This is a genomic window from Burkholderia sp. AU33423 (genome assembly GCF_002223135.1).
GTDB classification, from domain to species: Bacteria; Pseudomonadota; Gammaproteobacteria; order Burkholderiales; family Burkholderiaceae; genus Burkholderia; species Burkholderia lata_D.
This window is the reverse complement of sequence record NZ_NKFH01000007.1, coordinates 2,787,402-2,813,574: the sequence shown is the minus strand read 5'-3', so window position 1 is coordinate 2,813,574 and position 26,173 is coordinate 2,787,402. Positions and strand designations below refer to the sequence as shown.

At 68.3% G+C, this 26,173-nt stretch carries 21 protein-coding genes; 13 read left to right on the top strand and 8 right to left on the bottom strand.

Features of this window, described 5'->3' with window-relative positions:
• The first annotated feature begins 313 nt into the window (after positions 1-313).
• The 3 genes from CFB50_RS31150 (at position 314) to CFB50_RS31140 (ending at position 3,969) form a co-directional block, all read left to right on the top strand.
• A complete protein-coding gene (locus tag CFB50_RS31150) occupies positions 314-1,633 on the top strand; it encodes a hypothetical protein (protein ID WP_089448335.1) in 1,320 nt (439 codons plus the stop codon).
• Positions 1,634-1,793: 160 nt separating this feature from the next.
• On the top strand, positions 1,794-2,906 hold the full coding sequence (locus tag CFB50_RS31145) for a porin (RefSeq protein WP_089448334.1): 1,113 nt from the start codon (positions 1,794-1,796) through the stop codon (positions 2,904-2,906).
• A gap of 10 nt (positions 2,907-2,916) precedes the next feature.
• Positions 2,917-3,969, top strand: a complete 1,053-nt coding sequence (locus CFB50_RS31140) for a nucleoside hydrolase (RefSeq protein WP_089448333.1) — start codon at positions 2,917-2,919, stop codon at positions 3,967-3,969.
• 47 nt (positions 3,970-4,016) lie between these two features.
• On the opposite strand, the gene CFB50_RS31135 is transcribed toward CFB50_RS31140, so the two are convergent.
• Positions 4,017-4,928, bottom strand: coding sequence for a LysR family transcriptional regulator (locus CFB50_RS31135; RefSeq protein WP_089448332.1), 912 nt, complete (start codon positions 4,926-4,928; stop codon positions 4,017-4,019).
• 94 nt (positions 4,929-5,022) lie between these two features.
• On the opposite strand from CFB50_RS31135, the gene CFB50_RS31130 reads away from it, so the two are divergent.
• The 4 genes from CFB50_RS31130 (at position 5,023) to CFB50_RS31115 (ending at position 11,164) form a co-directional block, all read left to right on the top strand.
• A complete protein-coding gene (locus tag CFB50_RS31130; protein WP_071331954.1) occupies positions 5,023-6,372 on the top strand; it encodes an NCS2 family permease in 1,350 nt (449 codons plus the stop codon).
• A 47-nt stretch (positions 6,373-6,419) separates the two neighbouring features.
• Positions 6,420-7,520: an adenosine deaminase gene (add, locus tag CFB50_RS31125; RefSeq protein WP_089448331.1), complete on the top strand. Its 1,101-nt coding sequence runs from the start codon at positions 6,420-6,422 to the stop codon at positions 7,518-7,520.
• Positions 7,521-7,930: 410 nt separating this feature from the next.
• Positions 7,931-9,193 (top strand): hypothetical protein, encoded by a 1,263-nt coding sequence (locus CFB50_RS40280; RefSeq protein ID WP_256979348.1) that lies wholly within the window; start codon positions 7,931-7,933, stop codon positions 9,191-9,193.
• Between the two features lie 54 nt (positions 9,194-9,247).
• The gene (locus CFB50_RS31115) at positions 9,248-11,164 is read left to right on the top strand and encodes a WG repeat-containing protein (protein WP_089448330.1); all 1,917 of its coding nucleotides are present in this window, start codon (positions 9,248-9,250) and stop codon (positions 11,162-11,164) included.
• A 46-nt stretch (positions 11,165-11,210) separates the two neighbouring features.
• Here the strand turns inward: CFB50_RS31115 and CFB50_RS31110 are convergent, their stop codons facing one another.
• Both CFB50_RS31110 and pdxR read right to left on the bottom strand, forming a co-directional pair.
• Positions 11,211-13,439 carry a penicillin-binding protein 1A gene (locus tag CFB50_RS31110; RefSeq protein WP_089448329.1) on the bottom strand — a complete coding sequence of 743 codons (2,229 nt, stop codon included), beginning with the start codon at positions 13,437-13,439 and terminating at the stop codon, positions 11,211-11,213.
• 191 nt (positions 13,440-13,630) lie between these two features.
• Complete coding sequence (gene pdxR / locus CFB50_RS31105; protein ID WP_089448328.1) at positions 13,631-15,145, bottom strand: MocR-like pyridoxine biosynthesis transcription factor PdxR; 1,515 nt, start codon at positions 15,143-15,145, stop codon at positions 13,631-13,633.
• Positions 15,146-15,268: 123 nt separating this feature from the next.
• Here pdxR and CFB50_RS31100 point away from each other — a divergent pair, with 123 nt between their 5' ends.
• Positions 15,269-15,907 (top strand): FMN-binding negative transcriptional regulator, encoded by a 639-nt coding sequence (locus CFB50_RS31100; RefSeq protein ID WP_089448327.1) that lies wholly within the window; start codon positions 15,269-15,271, stop codon positions 15,905-15,907.
• Between the two features lie 55 nt (positions 15,908-15,962).
• On the opposite strand, the gene CFB50_RS31095 is transcribed toward CFB50_RS31100, so the two are convergent.
• On the bottom strand, positions 15,963-16,544 hold the full coding sequence (locus tag CFB50_RS31095) for a thioredoxin family protein (RefSeq protein WP_089448326.1): 582 nt from the start codon (positions 16,542-16,544) through the stop codon (positions 15,963-15,965).
• Between the two features lie 227 nt (positions 16,545-16,771).
• Between CFB50_RS31095 and CFB50_RS31085 the strand changes: the two genes are divergently transcribed.
• Both CFB50_RS31085 and CFB50_RS31080 read left to right on the top strand, forming a co-directional pair.
• Positions 16,772-17,512: a response regulator gene (locus tag CFB50_RS31085; protein WP_089426714.1), complete on the top strand. Its 741-nt coding sequence runs from the start codon at positions 16,772-16,774 to the stop codon at positions 17,510-17,512.
• Positions 17,509-18,831 (top strand): ATP-binding protein, encoded by a 1,323-nt coding sequence (locus tag CFB50_RS31080; protein WP_089448325.1) that lies wholly within the window; start codon positions 17,509-17,511, stop codon positions 18,829-18,831. The genes CFB50_RS31085 and CFB50_RS31080 overlap by 4 nt, the downstream gene beginning before the upstream one ends.
• 78 nt (positions 18,832-18,909) lie before the next feature.
• Here the strand turns inward: CFB50_RS31080 and CFB50_RS31075 are convergent, their stop codons facing one another.
• The 4 genes from CFB50_RS31075 to CFB50_RS31060 all read right to left on the bottom strand — a co-directional run bounded on the left by CFB50_RS31075 (position 18,910) and on the right by CFB50_RS31060 (position 21,605).
• The gene (locus tag CFB50_RS31075) at positions 18,910-19,521 is read right to left on the bottom strand and encodes an alpha/beta fold hydrolase (RefSeq protein ID WP_089448324.1); all 612 of its coding nucleotides are present in this window, start codon (positions 19,519-19,521) and stop codon (positions 18,910-18,912) included.
• A gap of 62 nt (positions 19,522-19,583) precedes the next feature.
• Entirely contained in the window at positions 19,584-20,318 is a 735-nt protein-coding gene (locus tag CFB50_RS31070) for a metallophosphoesterase family protein (protein ID WP_089448323.1), read from the bottom strand.
• A 111-nt stretch (positions 20,319-20,429) separates the two neighbouring features.
• The gene (locus tag CFB50_RS31065) at positions 20,430-20,963 is read right to left on the bottom strand and encodes a GNAT family N-acetyltransferase (protein WP_089448322.1); all 534 of its coding nucleotides are present in this window, start codon (positions 20,961-20,963) and stop codon (positions 20,430-20,432) included.
• A 12-nt stretch (positions 20,964-20,975) separates the two neighbouring features.
• Positions 20,976-21,605, bottom strand: coding sequence for a LysE family translocator (locus tag CFB50_RS31060; RefSeq protein WP_089448321.1), 630 nt, complete (start codon positions 21,603-21,605; stop codon positions 20,976-20,978).
• 303 nt (positions 21,606-21,908) lie between these two features.
• Here CFB50_RS31060 and CFB50_RS31050 point away from each other — a divergent pair, with 303 nt between their 5' ends.
• From CFB50_RS31050 to CFB50_RS31040, 3 genes are all read left to right on the top strand, one after another.
• Entirely contained in the window at positions 21,909-23,102 is a 1,194-nt protein-coding gene (locus CFB50_RS31050; protein WP_089448320.1) for a porin, read from the top strand.
• 100 nt (positions 23,103-23,202) lie between these two features.
• Positions 23,203-23,634 carry a GFA family protein gene (locus CFB50_RS31045; protein ID WP_089448319.1) on the top strand — a complete coding sequence of 144 codons (432 nt, stop codon included), beginning with the start codon at positions 23,203-23,205 and terminating at the stop codon, positions 23,632-23,634.
• 465 nt (positions 23,635-24,099) lie between these two features.
• Positions 24,100-26,022, top strand: coding sequence for an SMP-30/gluconolactonase/LRE family protein (locus CFB50_RS31040; protein ID WP_089448318.1), 1,923 nt, complete (start codon positions 24,100-24,102; stop codon positions 26,020-26,022).
• The last annotated feature ends 151 nt before the right edge of the window (positions 26,023-26,173 follow it).

The following is a 26,173-nucleotide window of genomic DNA, read 5'->3' as shown; positions in this document are numbered from 1 at the left end:
GTGTGTACCGCATATCGGGAATGGTCTGGCATGCGAATCGATTTGAAGATCCTGTCGTGCCCTGGCGAAACACACAGCTTCCCGTATCGATCTCGAACGCCCAATAGACCAGAGTGCCACGTAACGAAAAAGCAAGCGGCAACGAGTTGAAACAAAGCGTGACGAAGCACAAAACCGCGACGTTCGCGCCTGCCGATTCTTACCGAAACGCGTAAAATGAAGGGCCTGACGACTCATTAGCCGCCATCGGACCGACCGCGTTGCAACAGCGAACGGCTCCGCCGCGAAGAGGCGTCGGCGCCGGGCGCACACGATGCGCCGGACGTGTCGATGGCTCGCGCGGAAGATGCGCCGCCCGCAACTGCAGCATGCGGCGGACGGATCGGCCGACGGCTTCGAACGTATGATGCCTTTCAGCTTCACGCGGCGATTTGCGAAGCCGCGTTGTCTTGCCCGTGTCGCCGCTGCGTGTATTGGGATCGCTGCGGCACTGCCGATCTCCATGCTCGTCGAGCGGTCTGCCTTTGCGGCGTCCGACGCATCGTCGCCCGTCGCTACGTCCTCCTCATCAGTCGAGTCGCCCGCGTCGGCAGCTTCTCGGGCGCATCCCGCTTCGGCGGCGCATGCATCGTCGGGTGCGTCGGCGGCCAAGCCCGCGCCTGCCGCATCACACGCGCATCCCGTGGAGCCTGCCAGCGCGGCGTCGGGCGCTTCGAGTGCATCGGGCGCATCCGCAGCATCCGCGGCATCCGCCGCCGCACCTGCATCGGCCGCTTCTGCCGCGCCCGCCAGCGAAGCCGAGGCCCCTGCACCGACACCGCCGCGTCAGCATCCGCCCCTGTCGGCCGAAGAGGCAAAAAATGCGACGGCGCGCGCGATCGACATGCGCAAGCGCTTCACGCAGGAAGTCACGCGGCGCCTGAACGTGCCGGCAAGCGAGCAGCGCGCGTACGGCGAGCGGCTCCAGAAGGCGCTCGCCGACGCGGACCTCGGCGACCTCGCCGGCGAATACATCGCGATGGTCGACCGCGCGCCGAACGTCCAGGCGCTGTTCATCTACTTCCGCGCGACGCCGGCCAACGCATGGATGATGATCGGCGCATCGCCGGTCGGCACCGGGCTGCCGGGCAAGTACGACCATTTCCTGACGCCGCTCGGCGTGTTCCATCACTCGCCGGACAACATGGATTTCCGCGCGGAAGGCACGACGAACGAGAACGGCATTCGCGGCTATGGGCACCGCGACATGCGCATCTACGACTTCGGCTGGGTGGACGGCGAGCGCGGGTGGGGCAAGGGCGGCGTGTCGGCGATGCGCTTCCAGATGCATGCGACCGACCCCGATCGCCTCGAAGCGCTGCTGGGCATCCGGCACTCGAAAGGGTGCGTGCGTATTCCCGCATCGCTGAACACGTTCTTCGACCAGCACGGCTTGCTCGACGACGACTATCAGGCGCGCGTCGAGGCCGGCAAGTCGCTGTGGGTACTGCGTCGCGATCGCGACATCACGCCGATCGCGGGCCGCTACCTGGTCGTGATCGACAGCGCACGCAAGACGCGGCCGGCGTGGTCGCCGTTGCCGGGGCGCAAGGCGTGGTCGAAGCTGCCGAAGGGCGGCGACACGGCGGACTGACAGCCGGCTTGGCGGGCACGGGAGCGATCCGGATGAGAATAAATCCGTTTTATTGAACCATAATAAAAGCAAACTTTTATTATCCGATACGGGTTCGTATAGTCGAGGCCAGTTTCGCGGAACCCTGCCGCGCCTGGACCACCACCGATCACACGACCCGATGAAAACTCTCTACAAGCTCGCCCCGCTCGCGATGCTCGGCGCCTTCGCGACGCATGCCTGTGCGCAAAGCAGCATCACGCTGTACGGTCTGATCTCGGCCGGTGTCGGGTTCGCGACCAACCAGGGCGGCAAGAACGCCTGGCAGGCGCTGTCCGGCACGAACCAGAACCCGCGCTGGGGGCTGAAGGGCAAGGAGGATCTCGGGCAGGGGCTGTCCGCCGTCTTCCAGCTGGAGAACGGCTTCAACGTGATGACGGGCACGGCCGCGCAGAACGGCCGCGAGTTCGGGCGGATGGCCTACGTCGGCCTAGCCGACCGCACCTACGGCTCGCTGACGTTCGGCCGCCAGTACGACGCGATCCACGACTACATCGGGCCGGTGATCATCGCGAGCAACGGCGTGAACATCGGCGACAACGACAACGGCTACAACGACATCCGCGTGCAGAACTCGGTGAAGTACGTGAGCCCCGTCTACTACGGCCTGAAATTCACCGCGCTGTACGGCTTCAGCAACGCGACCGGCTTCGCGAACAACAGCGCATACAGCTTCGGGCTCGGCTACGAGCAGGGCCCGCTGCGCTGGAGCGCGGTCTACGCGCAGTACAACCATCCGTACAGCGCGACGAACCAGGACGGCGCGATCGCGAACGACTATGCGTCGCCGCTGCTGATCTTCAGCAAGAGTGCGATGTCGCCGGCGGCTTACGCGAGCCGGCAGCGGATCGCGGGCACGGGCGGCTTCTACACGATCGGCCGCGCGCAGTTCGCGGCGATGTTTACCGACGTGCGCTACGATTACCTCGACAATTCGCACCTGCACCTGCAGAACCTCGGCGTGAACGTCGTCTACACGATGACGCCGCAGCTCTTCCTCGGCGCCGCGTATGCGTTCACGAACGGCAAGTACGACGTGATCGACAAGCGGCCGAAATGGCACCAGGTGAACCTGCAGGCCGATTACTTCCTGTCGAAACGCACCGACGTCGCGCTGACGGTGATCGCGCAGCAGGCGGCCGGCGACGCGGACCATGCGCAGAACTTCGCGTACGCGCGCTCGACCGGCACGCGCCAGATGATGGCGACGCTCGGCGTCCGGCATGTTTTCTGAGCGCCCGACCATGACCCATCCGATCGCATCCCGCCGCACCTTCCTGAAACTGTCCGCCGCGCTGGCCGGCAGCGCGCTGCTGCCCGAAACGGGCGCGTTCGCGGCCGGCGGCGAGGCCGCGCGCCGCACGGTGATCATCGATACCGACCCGGGGCAGGACGACGCCATCGCGATCCTGTTCGCGCTGGGCGCGCAAGACCGGCTCGACGTGCGCGCGTTGACCGCCGTCGCGGGTAACGTGCCGCTCGACCTGACCGAACGCAATGCGCGGATCATTCGCGACTGGGCCGGCCGCACGAAGACGCTGCCCGTCTACGCCGGCTGCCCGCGTCCGCTCGTGCGCGACCTCGTGACGGCCGCGAACGTGCACGGCAAGACGGGGCTCGAAGGCGTCGAACTGCACGAGCCGCGCGCACCGCTTGCCGCCGGTCACGCGGTGTCGTATCTCGTCGACACACTGAGCCGCGCGGCGCCGGGGAGCGTGACGCTGTGCGCGCTCGGCCCGTTGACGAACATCGCGACCGCGTTGGTCGAAGCGCCGCAGATTCGCGGCGCGCTGCGCGAAATCGTGCTGATGGGCGGCGCGTTCTTCGAGCGCGGCAACATCACGCCGGCGGCCGAATTCAACATCTACGTCGATCCGCAGGCGGCCGAAGTCGTATTCGGCAGCGGCGTGCCGATCGTCGTGCTGCCGCGCGATGTCGCGGTGAAAGCGCCGATCACGCCGGCGCGCGTCGCGCCGTTCCGCGCGCTCGGCAACCGCTGCGGCGCGATCGTCGCGGACATCATCGAGGCCGAACTCGCGTACAACAAGAAGCGGCGCGGTGTCGAAGACGCGCCGATGTACGACCCGACGGCCGTCGGCTATCTCGTCGATCCGACGCTGTTCGGCGGACGCAAGGTGAACGTGATGGTCGAGACGACCGGGCAGTGGACGCTCGGCGAGACCGTCGTCGACTGGAACGGGCGCAGCGGCCGCACCGCGAATGCGACGTGGATCAACGAGGTCGATGCGGACCGCTTCTACGCAGCGCTCGTCGAGCGCGTCGCGAAGCTGCCCTGAAGGCGGGCAGTCACGCGGCGAACCATGAACGGTGAACGTGGACGCAATCAGATGTGCTTCGCAATCCACTCGCGGCACGCGCGCACGTGCGGGCCGCGATCGTCGCCGGCGAGCGAGATCAGCGAGATCGCGCGCGTGACGCGCGGCTTGTCGACGCGCAGCGCGACGAGTTCGGGATCGTGCAGATGCATCGTGTAGAGGCTCGGCAGCACGGCGGTCGCGAGGCCGTTGCGTGCGAGCGCGTAGAGCGGCTCGGTGTATTCCATCCGGTACGTGACGTTCAGGCGCAGCTTCTCGGCGCCGCCGGTGCGATGCAGCGATTCGCTGACGCTGCCGCGCACGAACACCGCGAGCTCGCGATCGACGAGCTTGGCCCACGTGACGCTCTTCGCACGGGCAAGCGGATCGTCGTGCCGCACGACGATCACGATCTCGTCCTCGAAGAGCTGCTGGTAGCGCAGCGTGCCGTCGTCGCTGTCCGGTTCGCGCACGCCGATGCCGAGATCCGCGACGCTATCGCGCACGGCTTCGACGAGCGCGCTGTTCGGCAGGTCGGTGAGCGTGAAACGCAGCGTCGGATGCGCGTCGCGCAGTGCGTTGAGCGCGGGCAGCAGGCGGCCCGCGACCGACGGGATGAACGCGATGCGCACGGTCTGGATGCGTTCGCCGATGAGCCGCGTCATGTCGTCGAAGGTGCCGCGCGCCTGGTTGAGCAGGCGTTCAGCGAGCGGCAGCACGGCTTCGCCGGCAGAGGTGAGGGTGAGCCGGTGCGCGGAACGCGCGAACAGGCGCCCGCCGAGCAGGAACTCGATCTGTCGGATCGACGCGGTGAGCGCGGGCTGCGTGAGCGACAGCGCCTGCGCGGCCTGCGTGAAGCTGCGTGCGTGAGCGAGCACGACGAAGTGCTGGACCTGCCGCAGCGTGAGCGCGGGCAGCAGCGACGAGCGGTCGGACGACATCGGGCAATAACGGTCGGGATGCGGTACGCGGCAGTATAAGACCGCACTGCGTGAATCGACACAGGACAATATTCGGAATCACAGGAGAACCACCATGTCAGCGACTGACACGATGCCGGCGCGAGCGCCGGCCAACTGGCTCGAACGCCGCTTCGCGCTCGCCGCGCGCGGCACGAGCGTGCGCACCGAGACGATCGCGGGCGTCACGTCGTTTCTCGCGGCCGCGTACCTGCTCGTCGTGATCCCGTCGCTGCTCGCGACGGGCGGCATGGAGCGCGGCGCGGCGACGACCGCGACGATCATCGTGTTCGTGCTGTTCACCACGCTGATGGGGCTCTACGCGAACCTGCCGTTCCTCGTCGGCCCCGGCATCGGCGGCTCGGTCATCATCGGCGTGACGCTCGCGACGACCGAGCACGTCGGCTGGCAGACGGGCCTCGGCATCGCCTGCGTATCGGGCGTGCTGTTCTTCCTGCTGACGATCCTCGGCGCGCGCGGCGTGGTGGTGCGGCTGATACCGGTGCAGATCAAGCTCGGGCTCGGCGCGTCGATCGGGCTGTTCGTCACGATGCTCGGGCTGCGCAACGCGGGGATGGTCGTCGCGAACGCGAAGACCAACGCGTTCGCGCTCGGCGATTTCTCGCGGCCGGGCGCGCTCGTCGCGCTGATCGGCCTCGCGGTCGCAATCGTGCTGCAGGCGCGCAAGGTGCCCGGCGCGATCCTGATCGCGATCCTCGTCGCAGCCGCGGCCGGTGTGCCGCTCGGCGTCACGCATCTGCCCGCGTCGTTCGTGTCGCTGCCGCACAGCATCGCGCCGATTGCGTTCAAGCTCGACATCGGCAGCGCGTTGAGCCTCGCAGCCGCGCCGTACCTGTTCGCGTTCTTCGCGGCGGAATTCTTCTCGACGCTCGGCACGGCGCTCGCGGTCGGCGCGAAGGCGAACCTGCTCGACGAACAGGGCAACCTGCCGAACATCAACCGGCCGTTCCTCGTCGATTCGCTCGCGGCGACGCTCGGGCCCGTGTTCGGCATTCCCGCGCTGACCGCGCTGATCGAATCGGCGGCAGGCGTCGAGGCCGGCGGCCGCAGCGGGCTGTCGTCGCTGGCGGCGGCCGTGCTGTTCGCCGCGATGCTGCTGTTCGTGCCGGTCGCGCTCGCGATCCCGAAAGAGGCGACCGCGCCGGCGCTGATCCTGATCGGGCTGTCGATGTTCGCGACGATCCGCCATACGCACTTCGACGACTTCACCGATGCGCTGCCCGTGATGTCGATGGTGCTGCTCACGCTGATGTCGAACAGCTTCGGCACCGGCATCGCGGGCGGGCTGCTGTGCTACGTGCTCGTCAAGCTGCTGGCCGGCCGCTGGCGCGACGTGTCGTGGGGGCTCGTCGTGCTCGCGCTTCCGCTCGGCTACTACTTCTGGACCGTCGTGAAGCCGCACTGAGAGACGGCTTTCGCGACGCATTGGCACTACCGAAAAAAGAGACTGCAATGAAGGGAACACCAGGTAACGTCCCGGCCGCGCGCACGGGCATCGAGATCACGCTGGCCCATCGGGCCTTCTTCCACGCGCTGCCGAAGGTCGAGCTGCATTGCCACCTGCTCGGCGCGGTGCGGCACGACACGTTCGTCGCACTCGCGGAGCGCAGCGGCGCGCCGATCGAGCGCGCGGAGATCGACGCATTCTATGCGCGCGGCGAGAAGCCGGTCGGCGTGCTGCACGTGCTGCGCGCGCTCGACCAGTATCTGCTCACGCAGCCCGACGACCTGCGGCGGATCGCATACGAGTATCTGGAGGATGCGGCCGCGCACAACGTCCGGCATGCGGAATTCTTCTGGAATCCGACGGGTACGGTGCGTGTGTCGGGTATCGCGTATGCGGATGCACAGGCCGCGATCGTGACGGGTATTCGCGACGCCGCACGCGACTTCGGGATCGGCGCGCGCCTGATCCCGAGCATCGACCGCGAGCAGGATCCCGACGAAGCGGTGGCGATCGTCGAATGGATGAAGGCGAATCGCGCGGACGAAGTCGCGGGCATCGGGATCGACTATCGCGAGAACGACCGGCCGCCGGAGCTGTTCTGGAAGGCCTACCGCAATGCGCGTGCGGCGGGCTTTCGCACGACCGCGCATGCGGGCGAGTTCGGAATGCCGTGGCGCAACGTCGAGACGGCCGTCGATCTGTTGCAGGTCGATCGCGTCGATCACGGCTATACGATCGTCGACAACCCGGAGCTGTGCGCCCGCTATGCGGAGCGCGGGATCGTCTTCACCGTCGTGCCGACGAATTCGTACTATCTGCGCACGCTGCCGCCGGAGCAATGGGCGGAACGGCACCCGATGCGCAAGATGCCGGGCCTCGGGCTGAAGATCCATCCGAACACCGACGATCCGACGCTGCACAAGGTCAATCCGTCGGAGGCGTGGGAGCTGATGTTCAGCCATTTCGGCTTCACCGCGGCCGAGCTGAAGCAGTTCATGGTGAACGGGATCGACGGCGCGTGGGTGGACGACACGACGAAGGCTGCGTGGCGTGCGGCGTGGGCGCCGGAGTTCGACGCGTTGGCTGCCACGCTCGCGGCGGCCTGAACGCAGCTGCGTTTTACGCCGGCCGGTGCTTCAACCGGCCGGCGACTCGTTGTGACGGAACAGCTCCGCGACGCCCGGCAGGCCGCCGGCGTCGAGCAATTCCGCGTCGCGGTACAGCAGGTTCGCGATCGCGACTGCGCTATGGGTCATGCGGGTTCCACTCTCGTTGAACGATGACGACGATGGTGCGCGACGCGCGGCGGCTCCGCTTCGTCCGGGTGGCCTGAGCCGGCACACGTCACTCCACACCTTTTCATTTCCCTGCACATCGCCGTTATGGGCACGCGCCGGCTGGCACACGTCGCCCGCGTTCGCTATATTGGCGTCCGGTAGCGATGGGTCGTGTCGCAGCCGCCGTGCGCTGTCGCGCCGGATATTCCCAAAACAATTCGAAGAGAGAGGCTTCAGCCGTGCGTACCCCCTTGTTCTGTCTGCTGTTGCTCGCGTCGCTGTCCGCGCGGGCCGGCACTTCCTGTGATGCGTTGCTCGGCGATTACGCGCCGGCGGCCGGCAAACCCGCGACGCTGCGCGTCGAGAAAGTGGGCGGCGAGATCGTGCTGCGTGTGCGCGACGCCGGCCAGTGGAGTGTCGAAACGGCGCCGACGCGCGAGGCCGAGCTGGAAACCGACGGTCCCGACAAGGCGCCGCCGGGCACCTGCGTGCTCGACGTGCCGGGCGGCGAACTGATCAAGCTGCCGATCGGCGCGCCGTATCAGGTCACGTCGATTGCCGGCAAGAACTTCGAGACGAAGCATTCGACGACTGGCGTCGTGATGCTGGCGATGCAGGGTTTTCAGGTCAATGGCATGGAACTGTATCCGGTCGCGCGCAGCGGCGATTCGCCGCCGGAGCCCGTGAAGGCGGTGGCGGGGCGGGAGATTGCCGGCGCGGGCCCGTGCCCGGGCCACCGTCCGCCCGACATGAGCCAGGCCGACTTCGATGCGCTGCCGGAACCCGCGCGCACGTATTTCGCCGAACTCGATCCGGTGCGGCAGCGCGCGTTCGTGTGCGGCCAGGCGCTCGACGAGATCGTTGGCGACGGCCTGACGTCGAACGACGACAAGGAAATCGATACGATGTGGCGCCGGCTCGGCATGCTGTTGCGCGCGCATCAGGTGCCGCGTGACGAACTCGGCCGCGACGATCGCTGGCGCGTGGCCGGCCAGTTGCTGCGGCAGAACCGGCCCGACGCAGGCGCGCAGGCGTCGCCCGATCGCGCGCGCCGGCAGGCACTCGTGCTCGACGCGCTGGTGCCGAACCTGCCGCCACCCGACACGCTGCGCGATGGCCGCGAAGAGCAGGCGAGCGACCTCGTCGCCGAAATCGTGAAACTGCCGGAACCGGATGCGCTCGCCGTGCTCGGCAAGTTGCAGGCGCGAGGCATGCTGCGCTGGCAGCTCCATGACAACAACCCGTACCGGCTCGCCGATGTCGCATTGCGGGACGCATTGAATCCGCCCGTGGCGGCTTCGGTCTTCGTACTGCTCGCGAAGGAGGCGAACCCGGATGTGCTGCATGACGATGCGCTGCTCGACGGCGAGGTGACTGCGCGCCGTGTCGACGGCGTGCAGCGCCTGCTCGACGCCGGCGTGAAGCCGTCCGCGAAAGTGCTGGCGGACGCCGCCGACACGCCGGAGATCCTGCGGCTGCTGAAGGCATCCACCGCACGCTGATGGCGGGCGAACCGACGCAATACGACGACAACAAGAACGAGGGCAACCCTTCCGATGGGCAATCGATCATGGCTGTATCTCCAGGCCGGTGACGGCGACGACGCGCGAACGATCGCGCTCGCGGAATCCAACAATCACTTTCCGCTGCTGTGGCGCGTGCTGCTCGCCGACGGCGGCGCGGGCGAGGCGATCACCGATCAGCGCGTGTTCGGCGATGCCGGCACGCCGAATCTCACCAGCGACGCGCGCACTGCGCTTGCGCGACTCAGCCGGCTCGCGTCGTTCGTCGTCGCGTATCCGCTGCCGGGCGACGATCCGGCGCTCGCGCGCCAGTTCGATGCGGTCGTGCGTCATCTCGGCGAATCGATCGACGCGCTCGGCGACGCGCACGGCGCACCCCGGTTTTCCGCGAATCTCGACGAGTTGTCGTGGCTCGACGGCGGCGATCCGAACGACTACATCGACCAGGAACGCGATACCTGCACGCGGCTGTGGTGGCAGGTGGCGAACTGCATGGATTTCCGCGACGTGCGCGGCGTGCGCGATGTGCTCGAGATCGAGTCGCCGCCCGACTGGCGCGACTGGGCGTGGGGTTTCGGGTTCGGCGGCATGTTGCATCACTATTTCGTTCGTCAGCAGCCGCCGCGCGGCGTGACGTTTGCCGAGCTGTTCGATGCAGGCGAAGTGCACGGCGACCGGCTCGGCTACGGCATGTTCAGCTTTCGTGCGCGCAACGGGCTGTGGGGTGTGCGACGTGAAACCAACGATGCGTGGCACGTGATCGTGCCGCCCGAGTGGACGAACCTGTGGGCGAGCGGCGCGCGTGACGACCGGCTGCTATGGGCCGAGCGCGACGGGAAGGTCGGCCTGCTGTTCGCCGATGGCGATGTCGACCGCGATGGCGACGAGATGCGGGTCGTGCGCGAGCCGTCATTCGACGCCGTGTGGGATTTCAGCGGCGACGTCGCCTGCGTGCGCGTCGGCGAGCGGTTCGGACTCGTGCGCACGGACGGCACGTGGGCGCTCGAACCGTCGCTCGACGATTTCGGCGATTTCACGGGCGGGGTCGCATCCGCGAGCCTGGACGGCCGCTGGGGCTTCGTCGACACGCGCGGCGCATGGGTGATTCCGCCGCGTTTCGACGATGCGCATGAATTCGAGAACGGCACCGTCGCGGCGGTATCCGAGGGCGAACGATGGGGGCTGATCGGGCGCGACGGGCAATGGCGCGCGCAGCCCGAGTGGGACGCGCTCGAATGGTCGTCCGAATGCGGCGCCTTCGTCGCGCGGCGCAACGGTCACGTCGGCCTCGTCGATGCGAAAGGCCGCGTCGTCGTCGAGCCGCATTATGCGGAAGTCGCCCGGCTGACCGACGACGAACGGACGGACATGCTGACCGAGCTCGGCGCGATCCGCCACATCGTGCGGCGTGACGACGGGCGTTGCGCGATCGTCGACGGGCAGGGCCGCGTGCTGACGCCGTTCGACTTCGTCAACATGGCGGCGCTGCCATGGTTGCCCGATGACGAAGCCGTGCCGGGCGAGCTGTTCACGCGTTACGCGATCGGTGTCCTGCCGGGCGAGCCGGTGCAGCTCGCGATCTGCGATCTCGAGACGGGCGCGACGCTCGTGCAGGGGCGCTACGACGACGTGGCCGGCCTGTTCTGGGGCGCCGATCACGGCTGGCTGGCCTGTGTGGAGGATGAGGGCGGAGGCGACGTGAGGGCGACGGTGCTTCGCGCGGACGGCACCGTGCTGCATCCGGCGCGTTACACGCGGATCGGTGACGATGCGCTGTTCGACGACGATCGCGATGCCGCCGACGGACACGCGATGCTGATGCCGTGGTTCGTCCGCCGTGTCGCGGTCGCGCAGAACTGGAGCCTGGGCGAACCGGTCGCCGCATTGCGCGACGACGGCGTGCCCGTTTGGCTGTACGCGGACGGGCAAGCGACGACGACGCTTCGATAGGCCGAGCCGTCGTCGTGGATGCCGGCGTGGCGCGCCGGCACCCCGATCAGCGGAAGAACCTCAGCCAGTCGAACAGGCCCGGATGCGGCGTGCGCCGCCGCGGCACCGGCGCGCTGCGCGGCCGGAAGTCCGGCGAGAACTGTACGTGCGGATCGATCGCCTTCGCGCGCAGCGCCGCATCGTAGAAACTGCCGACGATCGGCAGCGCGCTGTGCGCGCCCGCACCCCAGTAGTCGCTGCGCAGCGTCACGCTGCCGTCGTCGAAGCCGACCCACGCGCCGGCCACCAGCTGCGGATGCATCAGGATGAACCAGCCGTCCGCGTTGTCCTGCGTCGTGCCCGTCTTGCCGGCGACGTCGACGCGAATGCCGTAACGCGAACGGATGTCGGCGCCGGTGCCGCGATCGACGACATCGCGCATCACGTCGACCAGCGTCTGCGCGGCGGGCTCGGGCAACGCACGTTCGGGCGGCGCGCTGCCGAAGACGGCGAGCACCTTGCCGTCGCGATCCTCGATGCGCGTGATCATCTGCGGCGCGACGTACACGCCACGGTTCGCGATCGTGCCGTACGCGGACACCATCTCCTTCAGCGTGACGGGGCTCGTGCCGAGCGCCAGCGACGGCACCGCGTCGAGCGGGCTCTCGCGCACGCCCATCGCGCGGGCGAGCTGCGCGACCTTCGCGGCGCCTTCGTGCTGCATCACCTGCGCGGTGATGCGGTTGCGCGACAGCGCGAGCGCATCGCGCAGCGTCATCGGCTCATCGGTCGGCGGCTCGGCATCGGTCGGGCGCCAGACCGCGCGCCCGTCGATCGGGATCGCCACGGGGCGGTCGACGAACGTATCGCCCGGCCGCATGCCGTCCGCGAACGCGGCGCCATAGACGAACGGCTTGAACGTCGAGCCGGGCTGGCGTCGCGCCTGCGACACGTGATCGAACGGCTCGCTGCCGAAATCGGGGCTGCCGACCCACGCACGGATCGCGCCGTTGCGCGGATCGATCGCGACGAAGCCGGCCTGCACCTGCGTCTTGCGCTCGCACAGCACGCGCATGAAATCCCGATTGGCGCCGAGCCGCTTCAGCGCCACGACGTCGGTCAGCCCCGTGTCACGCGCCTGCCGATAGTCGGGCGTCTGGCGGATGAAGCCGCGGAACAGGTCGTTGCGCAGCCCGCAGCCGGACGGGCCACGCCATGCGCCGTCGGCGATCGCCTGCAGCCGTTTGGTCTGCCGCGTCAGCGCCTGCGTCGCCATGTCCTGCAGCCGCGCGTCGAGCGTCGTGCGCACGACGAGGCCGTCCGAGTAGAGGTCGTAGTTGTTGCGATCGGCCCACGCGATCAACCATTTGCGCAACTGCACCGCGAAGTGCGGGGCGAGGCCGGGCTGCCCCGACTGCGGCTCGAAGTCGACGCGCAGCGGCTGGCGCTGCAGTTTCGCGAGCTGCTGCGGCGTCAGCATGTGCATCTGCGCCATCCGGTCGAGCACGATGTTGCGACGCTGTACCGCGCGCTCCGGGTTCAGCACCGGGTTGTAGTAGCTGTTGCCCTTCAGCATCCCGACGAGCGTCGCGCTTTCGGCGATGTCGAGCTGGTCGGCCGACTTGCCGAAGTAGGTGCGCGCGGCCATTTCGACGCCGTACGCGTTGTACAGGAACGGCACGGTGTTCAGGTAGGTCTCGAGAATCTCGTCCTTGCTGTACACCGACTCGATCTTGAACGCGGTGATCAGCTCCTTCACCTTGCGCGTGAGCGTCGGCGCGCGGCCGACTTCATCCGGATAGAGGTTGCGCGCGAGCTGCTGCGTGATCGTCGAGCCGCCCTGGCGGTCGCCCGAGAACGTGTGCAGCCCGGCCGCGATCGTGCGGCGCAGGTCGATGCCGTGATGCGCGTAGAAACGGTGGTCCTCGGTCGCGATCAGCGCGTCGACCATGTGCGGCGAGATCTGCTTGAGCGGCACCCATTCGCGGTTGACGGGCCGGAACTCGGCGATCAGCTGGCCGTCGGCGGAGAGCACGCGCGCGGGACGGTCGATGCGCGCCTTGCGGATGTCGCCGATGCTCGGCGTGAACGGGACGAACGCGAGCAGCACCAGCAGGCCCAGCGCCGGGATCGCGGCGAGCGTCCGCGCGACGCCGCGGCGCGTCGGATGGCGCAGGCGATGCAGCGCGCCGGCGCCCAGCGCGCGGATGCGCGCGCCGCAGGCGGCGGCGAACGGTGCGACGCGGGCGCGGCAACGGCGCCACGCGTCTCGGAGAAGCGGCACGAAGCGATTCAAGGCGGCAGGAGCGCGGATGGAAGAGGCGCGATCCTAGCAAACGGCACACGTGCGACGCCCGCCAAAACGGCCGTTTGCTTGCAGGATTTACAGACGATTACGTTTGTTGCCCGCCGACAACCTTTTACGGCTCCGCGCGGCGCGATTCTCCCGACGAATCGTGGGCGGCGCCGCCAGCTCGAAGCCGTCTGTCAGCGCGGCACGGCGTCGTCGGCGGCCATTGCGACCACATCCGCGAGCCGTTGCGCGGCCGCCTCCATCTGCGCGCGGCCGAACCCGCCGAAGCCCAGCACGAGCCCCGGGCGGGCCGTACCGGGCGCGAACATCGGCGACACGGCGCGCACCGCGACGCCGGCTTGCGCGGCGCGCTCGACCACGTCGAGATCGTCGATGCCTTCCGCGAGCCACAGCACGACGTGCATGCCCTGATCGCCCGGCTGCACCCACGCCCGTTCGCGCGGCAGCCGCGCACCGAGCGTGTCGATCAGCAGCGTGCGCTGTTCCGCATACACGCCGCGCACGCGGCGGATGTGGCGGTCGAGGTGGCCTTCCGCGATGAACGCGGCCAGCACGTGCTGGTCGGCGGTCGGCACATGACGATCCATCAGCACGCGCGCACCGCAGAACGCCGGCACGAGATCGTCGGGCGCGATCACGTAGCCGAGCCGCAGCGAAGGAAACAGGATCTTGCTGAACGTGCCGAGATAGATCACGCGGTCGGGGTCGAGCCCCTGCAGCGACGGGAACGGATGGCCTTCGTAGCGCAGCTCGCTGTCGTAGTCGTCCTCGACCACCCACGCGTGCTGCCCACGCGCCCATGCGAGCAGCGCATTGCGCCGCGCCATGCTGAGCGGCATGCCGAGCGGATACTGGTGCGACGGCGTGACGAACGCCATCCGCGCATGCGGCGCGAGACGGATGCCGGCGTCGACGTCGATACCGTCGGCGTCGACCGGCACCCGCACCATCGCGTCGCGCCGCCCGGTGCTGTCGAGCAACGCGGTGATGCCGCGATAGGCCGGATTCTCGACCCATGCCTGATCGCCCGCGTCGAGCAACACCTGGCTCGCGAGATGCAGCCCCTGCTGCGTGCCGCTCGTGATCACGACCTGGTCGGCATGGCAGCGCACCGAGCGCGAGCGGCGCACGTAGTCGGCGATCGCCTCGCGCAGCGGCAGCGCGCCTTGCGGATCGGCATAGCCGGACGGCGCGCCGGGGCCGCGTGCGCGCAGGCGGTTGCCGAGCCGGCGCCAGATGTCGTCGGGCGCGGTGAGGCCGATCGGCACCGAGATCGCGAACGGCATGGCCGGCAGCGGACGGAATTCGCCGGCGATCCGCGCGAAGGCGGCGGCCGGCTCCGGGAGGCCGGTGCGCGCCGGCGGGCGGTGTCGGGCGGGCGGTTCGGGCGCGTTGACGGGCGGCGGCTCGGCGAGCGCGAGCGCGTTCGCGACCCGCGTGCCCGCGCCGCCGCGGGATTCGAGGAAGCCTTCGGCGATGAGCTGCGCGTACGCATCGACGACAGTGCCGCGCGCCACCTGCAGCGACGCGGCGAGCAGCCGGGTGGACGGCAACGCGTCGCCCGGATGGACGTCGCCGCGCCGCACGGCTTCGCGCAGCGCCTGCGCGAGTTGGCGGCTCAGGTCGCCGGCTGTTCGATCGAGCGCGCCGAGTGACGGGATGTCGACGTTCCGGGCCGTTCTTGCCATGATTCTGGTCTGCTGAAATTGTTTCAAACCGGCTCTACAGCATAAACCAGTTTGGCGCCACAATCGGCGCATGACGGGCCAGCGCCCGATCCATTCCAACCCCCGCATGACCGTGGAGCCGACATGTACGTCCCCGCCGATTTCAACGAGCCCAACCCCGACGCGCTGCGCGAGTTGATCGTGCAGCATCCGTTCGGCAGCCTGATCACGCACGGCAAGAGCGGGCTCGACGCGAATCACATCCCGTTCGAGCTGCTGCCCGGCGACGGCGGTCTCGGCGAACTGCACGCGCACGTCTCGCGCGCGAATCCGGTCTGGCAGGACGTCGCGAACGGCGACGAGGTGCTCGTGATCTTCCGTGCGGGCGACGCGTATATCTCGCCGACCTGGTATCCGAGCAAGCATGTGGCGCACCGGCAGGTGCCGACGTGGAACTACGTGGTCGTGCATGCGCACGGCCGCGTCACGGTGCGCGACGACGCGAAGTTCGTGCGCGGCGTGGTCGCCCGGCTGACGCGCACGCACGAGGCGTCGCAGCCGGTGCCGTGGAAGATGGGCGACGCGCCGGCGGATTATCTCGATGCGATGCTGCAGGCGATCGTCGGGCTGCAGATCGAGATCACGCGGCTCGTCGGCAAGCGCAAGCTCGGGCAGAACAAGGACGAGGCCGATATCCGTGGCGCCGGCGACGCGCTGGTCGCGAACGGCAACCTCGCGATCGGGGAAGCGATGATCGCGGCGGCCGACGCGAAGCGCGGGTGAGCTCCCGCGACGGGCAGGCATGCGCGGGCAAGCGCCACGCCCGCGCAGCGGCCCGTCATTGCGTGCGCGTCGCGCCCTTCGCGCCTTCACCGGCCTGCGCGAGCGCGCCGCGAATCGCGGCCTCGGTCTTGTCGTACTCGCCTTCGCCGTAGCGCGTATAGACGACCTTCCCGTTCGCGTCGATCAGGTACAGCGCGGGCCAGTACTGGTTGCCGTACGCGCGCCACGTGTCGTAGCGGTTGTCCTGCGCGACCGGATACTGGATGCCGAAGCGCTTGATCGCATCGGCGACGTTGCCCGCGTCGCGCTCGAACGGATACTCGGGCGTATGCACGCCGACCACGACGAGCCCCTGGTCACGATACTTCCGGTCCCACGCCTTCACGTACGGAATCGTATGAATGCAGTTGATGCACGAGTACGTCCAGAAATCGACGAGCACGACCTTGCCGCGCAACTGGCCGAGCGTCAGCGGCGCGCTGTTGTGCCAGCGATCGATGCCGGTGAAATCGGGTGCGGACATGCCGGCCTGCGAAGTCGGCATGCCCGCGTCGTCGCGGGTGCCCGCGAAGGCGGCGAGCCCGGCCGTGGCAGCAAGGGCGAAGACGAGGGCGGCGATCTTGAGTCGGGGCAGCATGGCGTTCTCCTGAGCGGGAGGCCGCCGCGCGGTGGCGGCGGCCGGACGGGTTTCGACAGGCCCCATTAAGCGGCGCCGACGTATCTGCGATGTGTCCGGCGAGCCACGCGTGTGCAATGTTGTGTGTCGTCACGGCGGCGCGATACATTGGGATACAAACGTCTGCCCGCCGTGCGGTATAAAAGCGGACATCACCTGCCCGAATACCTCGACACCGACAACGACTCATGGACAAGATCGACCACGTGCTGATCGTCGACGACGACCGCGCGATCCGCGAGCTGATCGCGGATTACCTGGAGAAGAACGGCATGCGCGTTTCGCTGGCCGCGAACGGCCGCGAGATGCGCAACGTGCTGGACGACGGCGCGCCCGACCTGATCGTGCTCGACCTGATGATGCCGGGCGAGGACGGCCTCACGCTGTGCCGCGACCTGCGCGCCGGCAAGTTCCGTACGGTGCCCGTGCTGATGCTGACTGCGCGCGGCGAGGAAACCGACCGCATCATCGGCCTCGAGATGGGCGCCGACGATTACCTGGCCAAGCCGTTCGCTGTGCGCGAACTGCTCGCGCGGATCCGCTCGGTGCTGCGCCGCGCGCGCATGCTGCCGCCCGGCATGCAGGTGACGGAAACCGCGGAGATGCTCGCGTTCGGCGAATGGCGGCTCGACACGACCGGGCGCCACCTGCTCGATGCGGAAGGCACGCTGGTCGCGCTGAGCGGCGCCGAATACCGGCTGCTGCGCGTGTTCCTCGACAACCCGCAGCGCGTGCTGACGCGCGACCAGTTGCTCAATCTCACGCAGGGCCGGCAGTCCGACCCGTTCGACCGGTCGATCGACCTGCTCGTGAGCCGGCTGCGCCAGCGCCTGCGCGACGGCGCGCGCGAACCGCGCTACATCAAGACGCTGCGCAACGAGGGCTATGTGTTCTCGTCGGCCGTGACCGCCGTCGACGGTGCGCCATGAGCGCGCGCATGCCGTGGCACTGGCCGCGCTCGCTGTTCGCGCGGCTCGCGCTGATCCTGTGCGTGGGCCTCGCGCTCGCGCAGACGCTGTCGTTCTGGCTCACCGTGACCGAGCGCGACCAGGCGACCACCAACCTGATGATGGGCTACATCGAGCGCGAGGTCGCGAGCTCGGTCGCGCTGCTCGACCATCTGCCGCCGGCCGAGCGGGCCGCGTGGCTGCCGCGTCTCGCGCGGCGCAGCTACGCGTTCATCCTCGGGCCCGGCGAGACCGGCACGCCGCCGGAAGCGCGGCTGTCGGCGCGCGTCGAGCGGTCGATTTCCGACGGCATCGGCGGCGACTACCCGCTGACCGCGAATTCGATCCCCGGCGACAGCGAACATCTGCAGGTGCATCTGCGGCTGACCGACGGGTCGCCGCTGACGATCGACATCCATCCGATGTCGACGGTGCCGCTGTCGGGCTGGCTGCCGGTCGTGCTCGTGCTGCAGCTCGCGGTGCTGGCCGCCTGCTGCTGGCTCGCGGTGCGGCTCGCGACGCGGCCGCTCAAGCAGCTTGCGCAGGCCGCCGACGCGCTCGGCCCCGACCTGAAGGGCGAGCGGCTGAACGAAGACGGGCCGTCGGAAGTCGCGCGCGCCGCGCGGGCCTTCAACGCGATGCAGGATCGCATCGCGCAGTACATGGCCGAGCGCATGCAGATCCTCGCGTCGATTTCGCACGACCTGCAGACGCCGATCACGCGGATGCGCTTGCGCGCCGACATGATGGACGACGACGCGCAGGGCGCGAAGCTGCGCCAGGACCTGCTCGAGATGGAGCATCTGGTGAAGGAGGGCGTCGCGTACGCGCGGACGCTGCACGGCAACGAGGAAGCCGCGCGCCGCATCGATCTCGATGCGCTGCTCGACAGCATCGTGTGCGACTACACGGATGCGGGGCAGGACGTCGCGCTGCACAGCCGCGCGCCGCTCGCGCTCGTCACGCGGCCGAAGGCGCTGCGCCGCATCGTCGGCAACCTCGTCGACAACGCGCTGAAGTTCGCGGGCGCGGCCGAGATCGACGTGCACGCCGCGCCGGACGGCGGCGCGGTGATCGCGGTGCTCGACCGCGGGCCCGGCATTCCGGACGATCAGCTCGACGCGGTGTTCGAGCCGTTCCGGCGCGTGGAGACGTCGCGCAACCGCGAGACGGGCGGCACGGGGCTCGGCCTCGCGATCGCGCGGCAGCTCGCGCTGGCGATGGGCGGCACGCTCACGCTGAACAACCGGGCGGACGGTGGCGGGCTGGAGGCGCGGCTGACGCTGAGGAATGCGGGGTGACAGCGTGCGGCGTGTGAGCGCCGCGGCTTCAGGTTTGTGCTGAAGCCGAAGCTGACGCCGTCGCCGACGCGCGCGACGTCACCCGCGCTGCAGATGCGCATCGACGAGCGGCGCGAGCGTTGCTGCATGCACGGCCGCGAGATCGTGGCGGCCGCCCGGCACGACATGCAGCTGCGCGTCGGGCAACCGTTCGAGCAGGCGCCGGCCGGCCGCGATGGGGCTGATCGGATCGTCGTCGCCCCACAGCAGCAGCGTCGGCTGCACGATGCGGCCGATATCCCGCGACAGGTCGGCACGGAACGTCAGGAACCAGTCGGGAAGCTGCGGGTTGGCTTGCGCGAAACCAGTGCGCCAGTCCTGCGCGCCGAGCCCGGCCATGTCGAGGCCGCCGGACGTGACCGTTAGCACGAGGTGCGTGATCAGTTCGGGTTTGTCGAGCGCCGCGCGCATCGCGATCACGCCGCCCATCGATTGCGCGATCACGGCGGTCGGCCGGTCGATCGTTTCCAGCACATGGCGCACGAGGCTGTCGAAATCGTCGACGGCCGGATCGCGCGGCGTGTCGCCGAAGCCCGGATAGCCGACGATCCGGCGCTCGGCCGGATGCGTCAGCAGGCTGGCGAGCGGTTGCCAGAAGGCGGTGCTGCCCGATGCGCCGGGCAGGAAGAGCAGTTGCGACGGAACGGGCATGGCGGTGCGGTTTTCCGATGAGTGAAGTGAAGCGGAAGGGCGCGCGAGGTGAGCCGAACGGATCAGCACCGGCCGGTGCGCAGCGCGACGGTCCAGTCGTCGCGCCCGCGAGAGGCCGCGGTGGCGGCCGCCGTGTGCCAGTCGTATTCGACCGCATGGAATTCGACGTTCCAGCCGGCGGCCGTGCGCGTCACCATCGCGTAGCGCGCATGCGGCGAGCCCGTCTCGATGCGGTGCGGATGCGGCAGGTCGTCCGTGTAGGCCTGCAGCCCGACGCTGCCCGGGTTGACCACCAGCCGGCCGTCGTCGAGCTTGGCCGTGCGCGGGAGGTGCGTGTGGCCGCACAGGATCAGCGATGCCGGTGCGTCGCCCGCGCGCTGCGCGATTTCATCGGGCGTGGCCGCACGGCAGCCGTCGGGCGTGACCGTTTCGAGGAAATAGACGAGGTCGCTGTCGGGCGTGCCGTGCACCATCAGCACGTCGTCGCCGAGCGTCATGCGTTCGGGCAGCGCGGCGATCCAGTCGAGATGATCGGCGCGCAGCGTCTCGTGCGCCCAGCGATCCGACAGCCGCATCGACTCGCGGTCGCCGGTGAGCAGTTGCCGTTCGTGATTGCCCTTGATGGTCGGCAGGTCGAGCGCGATCAGGCGGTCGGCCGTTTCGGGCGGATGGAGCGCGCCGGACAGGATGTCGCCGAGATTGACGATCACGTCGGCGCCGCGGCGGCGGACGTCGTCGAGCACCGCGTCGAGTGCGGCGAGGTTGCCGTGGATGTCGGACAGCGCGGCGATTTTCATGGTGGATCGTCGAGGAACGGAACGGCGATTGTCGTCAATTCGGCGCAGGCCGTCCAATGGCGTGCGCATGCGAAGCGGTGAGCGATTTGACGTGAAGCCGCGGGTGGTGTGTCAGTCGGTCGCGAGGCGCGCGTACATCGCGAAATCGCCCGGCGTGCCGCGCACCATCTTGTACGCGCGCAACAGCCCTTCGTATCGGTAGCCGCATTTCTGCAGCACGCGCGCGGAGCCTGCGTTGCTGGTCAGCACGACGGCTTGCATGCGCATGAAGCCCTCGGCGAATGCCCACGCGGTGACGGCCGTGCACAGCGCGCTCGCGATCCCGCGCCCCCAATGCGACGGCGCGAGATCGTACGCGATTTCCGCCGAGCGGTTCACGGTCGAGACGGTATGCAGGCCGATCGTCCCGGCGAGCACGCCCGATGCGTCGTCGATCACGGCGAGACGCCGGATCGAATCGGGGTCCGTCGATTCGATGGCGTCGAACAGCGGCAGCAGATCGTCGGGCGAGCGCAGGTTCCAGCTCGTGTGGCGGTAGACGTCGGGGTTCGTCAGGTACGCGTACCACGCGTCGAGGTCGGCGCGCTCGATCTGGCGGAGCGACAGGCCGGGAAAGCCGGCGCGGGGCGGCGCAGCGATTTTCATCGGAATCCGCGCCTATGCATGACGCCGGTACAGCGCCAGCGACCCGGCGAGCGCGAGCAGCATCGCGCCGCAGGTGTGTTCGAGCCACAGCGCCCCCGCGCGCTTCAGCAGCCGCACCGCGCGTGCGCCGAGCAGCGCGTAGCCGAACATCACGACCCCGTCGAGCAGCGCGAACGTGATCGCGAGCGCGACGTATTGCGGCGCGAGCGGCGCGGACGGATCGAGGAACTGCGGCAAAAAGGCGGAGAAGAACAGATAGCCCTTCGGGTTCGTCACCGCCGTGAGGAAACTCTTCGCGAAGATCGACGCGTTGCGCCCGGATGTGTCGCCGGCGTGCGCGGCGGCGACGTCGAGCGAGCCCTTCGACATCAGCAGCCGGATGCCGACGTACGCGAGATACGCGGCGCCGAGCCACTTCACCACCGAGAACCAGAACGACGACGCCATCAGCAGCGCGCCGAGGCCGAGCGCGACCGCGACGATCAGCACGAAGTCGGACAGCATCGCGCCCGCGAAGCCGTAGGCCGCGCGACGCACGCCGTAGCGCGAGCCGTTGGTCAGCGCGAGCAGCACGGTCGGGCCGGGTGTCGCGATACCGACGAACGCGACGGCGGCGAAGATCAGCAGGGTCGTTTCATGCATGAAGGCACTCCCGATGGATGGCGCGCGTTCGATTATCGGTTGCGCCCGCCCGGGCTGTACAGGTGCGGCGCGCTGCGCACACGGCCCCGCCCGACTATCTCGATTTTGGCAAAAAACTGTTTTCATTATTCCGCTTTCGATCGGAACCGGTTCCATCTACCATGGCGGCCGCAGTGGGCATGCCCGCCGCGTCGTCGCGCGCGGACGCGGCCGGCCTCGCACCGCCGGCAGATCTCGCCGCCCGCGCGCTACTCGCAACTGACAGCCAGAACAACGGGTTCAACGCCCGGAGACACGACAATCATGAACAAGCAACTGATCGCAGCCCCGCTGCTGCTCTCGCTCGCGGGCATCGCCGCCGCGCAAAGCTCCGTCACGCTGTACGGCATCGTCGATGCGGGCGTGACCTATCGCAGCAACGAGCGGGTCGGCTCCGCGGGCGCGTACACCGGCCATTCGAGCGTCGGGCTCACGACCGGCAACCTGTCCGGCAGCCGCTGGGGGATCAAGGGTTCCGAGGATCTCGGCGGCGGGATGCGCGCGCTGTTCGTCCTCGAGAACGGCTTCGACATCACGAACGGCACGTCAGGGCAGGGTGGCCGCCAGTTCGGCCGCCAGGCGTTCGTCGGCCTCGGCAGCGACCGCTACGGCACGGTCACGCTCGGCCGCCAGTACACGTCGCTCGACGACTTCGTGAGCCCGGTCGGCCCGTCGTCGTACATCGGCGGCTTCGGCGCGCACCCGGGCGACATCGACGACCTCGACCAGACCGCGCGGGTCGACAGCTCGATCAAATACACGAGCGCCAACTACTCGGGCTTCACGTTCGGCGCGCTGTACGGCTTCGGCAGTCAGCCGGGCAGCATGAAGCAGCGCAACACGTGGAGCGTCGGCGCGGCGTACGCGGCGGGCCCGCTGCGCGTCGGCGTCGGCTACGAGCGGTCGGACAACAGCAAGACGGGCGCGACCGACCCGACGGCCGGCAAGTGGCAGAGCACCGACGACGGGCTGTTCAACTCGTCGATCAACGAGGGCTATGCGAGCGCGCAATCGCAGCAGGTCATCGCGACCGGCGCGACCTACGACTTCGGTCCGGCCGTCGTCGGCGTGAACTACAGCAACGTGCAGTACCGCAGCGGCGGCCAGTCGCTGTTCACCGGCCATGCGACGTTCAACGTCGCGGGCGTGTTCACGCGCTGGAACGTGCAGCCGCAGACGCAGTTGTTCGCGGGCTACAGCTACACGCGCGGCAGCGACGTCGACGGCGTGGACGACCGCGCGCAGTATCACAACGTCACGCTCGGCGCCGTGTATGACCTGTCGAAGCGCACCAGCGTTTACCTGCTCGGCGCGTACCAGCATGCATCGGGCATGACGCTCGACGCGCTCGGCCGCCCGGTGGCCGCGACCGCGTCGGTGTCGGACAAGGCGAACGGCCACTCGTCCGATTCGCGCTCGCAGGCCATCGTCAGTCTCGGCCTGCGCCAGAAGTTCTGACGTAAAGCGATCGTTGCGGCTGCAACGTTGCCCGCAGCCGATGCAGGCAACGTTGCCCGCAGGCTCCCATACTGTCGCCTCCTTTCATGGAGGAGACGACATGACCCGAACGCATTCCGCGAGCTGCCTGTGCGGAACCGTCACCGTGACGCTGCGCGGCGAGCCGGCGGCGCGCGCGAACTGCCATTGCGCGACCTGCCGCGATTTCTACGGCACGCCGGTGCTGTCGGCGACCGCGTGGCCGCCCGGGCAGGTCGCCGTCGAAGGCGGTAGCGCGACGTTCCCGCGTCCAGCGAAGTCGATGTCGCGCACATACTGCGCGTCGTGCGGCGAGATCGTGTTCGGCACCAACCGGCTCGGCATGCGCGTCGTGCCGAACAGGGTGGCCGCACGTGCGCACGGCGGGCAACTGCCCGACGACCTGCAGCCGACGATGCACCTGTTCTACCGGCACCGCGTGATCGACGTCGTCGACGCGCTGCCGACATTCCTCGACGGCTGGGACGGCCCGACGCTCGAGGACGCGAGCTGAACGATCGCAGCCGCGTGCCGGCACGGCCGGCGCGCGGGATTTGGGTTTTCTCCACCGTATCCCGCTTTCCTCTTCCTTCGTCCCACCGTATGCCGCTGCGCTAAATCGCGACGACGCGATTGCGCCCGGACATTATTTTTCTCTTTCATTTCAATTTCTATTTGTAATCATTTGGCCCAATTCCGGGGAATGAAAAAGACAATGCGGGCATTTCAGAAAAAATGACGTATTCGCATTGAGTGGGCCGGAAGAAAATGCCGGGGAAAAAGCGCCGAAACCGTGCGCCCGGCAAGCTGATGCGGCGCGGTGAGCGCGTTTGACCATCGTTGACGGAAAAGCGTCGGACAGCAAAAAGAACGGGGTGAATAATTCGTGAGGACGGCGAATGCGTTTTAACCGAAATCACCAATATTTCACGCGCCGCGATTTACAGTGTCGACCATTGAACATTCGGGAGCATTATTCATGTCAATGAAACAAATTCGGGCGGCGTTGCTGGGAATGTGCATGGCAATGCTGGCGCCGGCGAGTCACGCGCAGGTGCAATACTCGACCGACTGGCTCGCGAACACGTACGGCACGCTGGCCCAGCACGTCGGCAATGCCGCGCGCTCGATGTGGGTTGCGCCCGAGGGCGTGATCTACACGTCGTCGCGCTGGGACGAGAATGCGGGCGGCGTCGCGCTCTACCAGAACGGCCAGACGATGGGCACGATCGGCATCCACGACGAATTCCAGGGCGGCGCGATTACCGGCAACGCGACGTCGATCTTCGTCGCGCTCGGCTACAACCGCACCTTCGGCAGCGGTTCGGTGGGCCGCTACAATCGCAGCACGAACAAACGCGACCTGCGCATTCCGGTCAGCACGTGGACGGGCCTCCCGAACCCGGACGTGATCACCGGCCTCGCGACGGGCGGCAACCTGCTGTACGCGAGCGATTTCTACGGCAACCGCGTGCGCGTCTATACGACCGACGGCGTCTGGCAGCGCGACATCGGCGTGACCGGGCCCGGCGCGCTGGCGCTCGATGCGGCGGGCAACCTGTGGGTCGCGCGCATGAGCGCGGGCGTGGTCGTGCAGTACAGCGCGACCGGCACGCTGATGAGCACGATCCAGATGGCGGCCGGCGCGCGGCCGTCGGCGCTGTATTTCGATGCGTCGATGGGGCAGTTGCTGGTGGGCGACCAGGGCCCGGACATGAACATCAAGCTCTACAGCCTCGCCGGGTTGCCGCAGCAGATCGGCACGTTCGGCGTGCAGGGCGGCTATCTCGACACGACCTCGGGCATCAAGGGGCAGGTCGGCGACAAGCGCTTCACGCGCGTGGTCGGCATCGGCAAGGATTCGGGCGGCAACCTGTACGTGCTCAACAACGCGTGGGGCGGCGGCTGGGATCTCGGGCGCAACGGCAGCACCGACCTGCATGCGTACAGCCCGACGGGCGCGCTGCAATGGAAGCTGCAGGCGCTGAACTTCGAGGCGATCGCCGCGCCCGACCCGGCGACCGACGGCGCGTTCTTCTACAGCGGCAACAACGTGTATACGGGCTCGGCGGGCGGCACGTTCGTCGCGAACACGGTCGACCCGTTCACCTATCCGAAGGACCCGCGCCTCGACATGAACGACTACCAGCGCGGCCAGCATTTCGGCCAGCTCGTGATGGTGGGCGGCAACCGGATTCTCGTCGCGTCGGGCCAGAACCCCGGCAACTTCAATTTCTACTACTTCACGCCGGCGACCGGCTACATCGCGAATCCGGCCGGCTCGCTGCCGGGCAAGCCGTTCAACACGACGTTGCAGGTCACGACCGGTTTCGACATCGACGGCAACGGCGACGTGTGGGCCGGGCTGAACGGCACCAACGTGATCACCCGCTACCCGATGACGGGCTTCGACGCGACCGGCAAGCCGTCGTGGGGCAAGCCGGTGACGACGCCCGTGCCGAGCACCGTGGCGCCGACGACGCGCATCGTCTACCAGGCGGACAGCGACACGATGATCCTCGCGCAGGGCCTGGCGAACAACTGGGACTGGACCGCGATGAACGGGCACATCGAGGTCTATCACGGCTGGAAGAACGGCAACACGACCGCACCGAACCCGGTGATCAACCTGACGAGCGCGAACCCGAAATCGATCGCGGCGGCCGGCCATTACCTGTTCGTCGGCTACGTGCACACCGTACCGAACGTCGACGTGTTCGATCTCAACACGGGCGCGCTCGTGACGACGCTGACCAACTCGAACACGTCGGCGATGGACGTCGGCAACGACGTCGACTCGATGTACGGGATCCGCGCGTACCTGCGCTCGACCGGCGAATACGTGATCACGAAGGACAACTACAACGGCACGAGCATGATCGTGTATCGCTGGCATCCGTGAACGCGCAGGCCGTTCGGTCGCGTACGGCACGGCCTGGATTTCGCGCTTGTCGAACGATACCGTCCTATTGATATGGAAACCTGATTATTGAAATCGGGTGGGTAAGGCGACTTGTATAATTGCGGCCAACCAATACATACACGCCTTACCG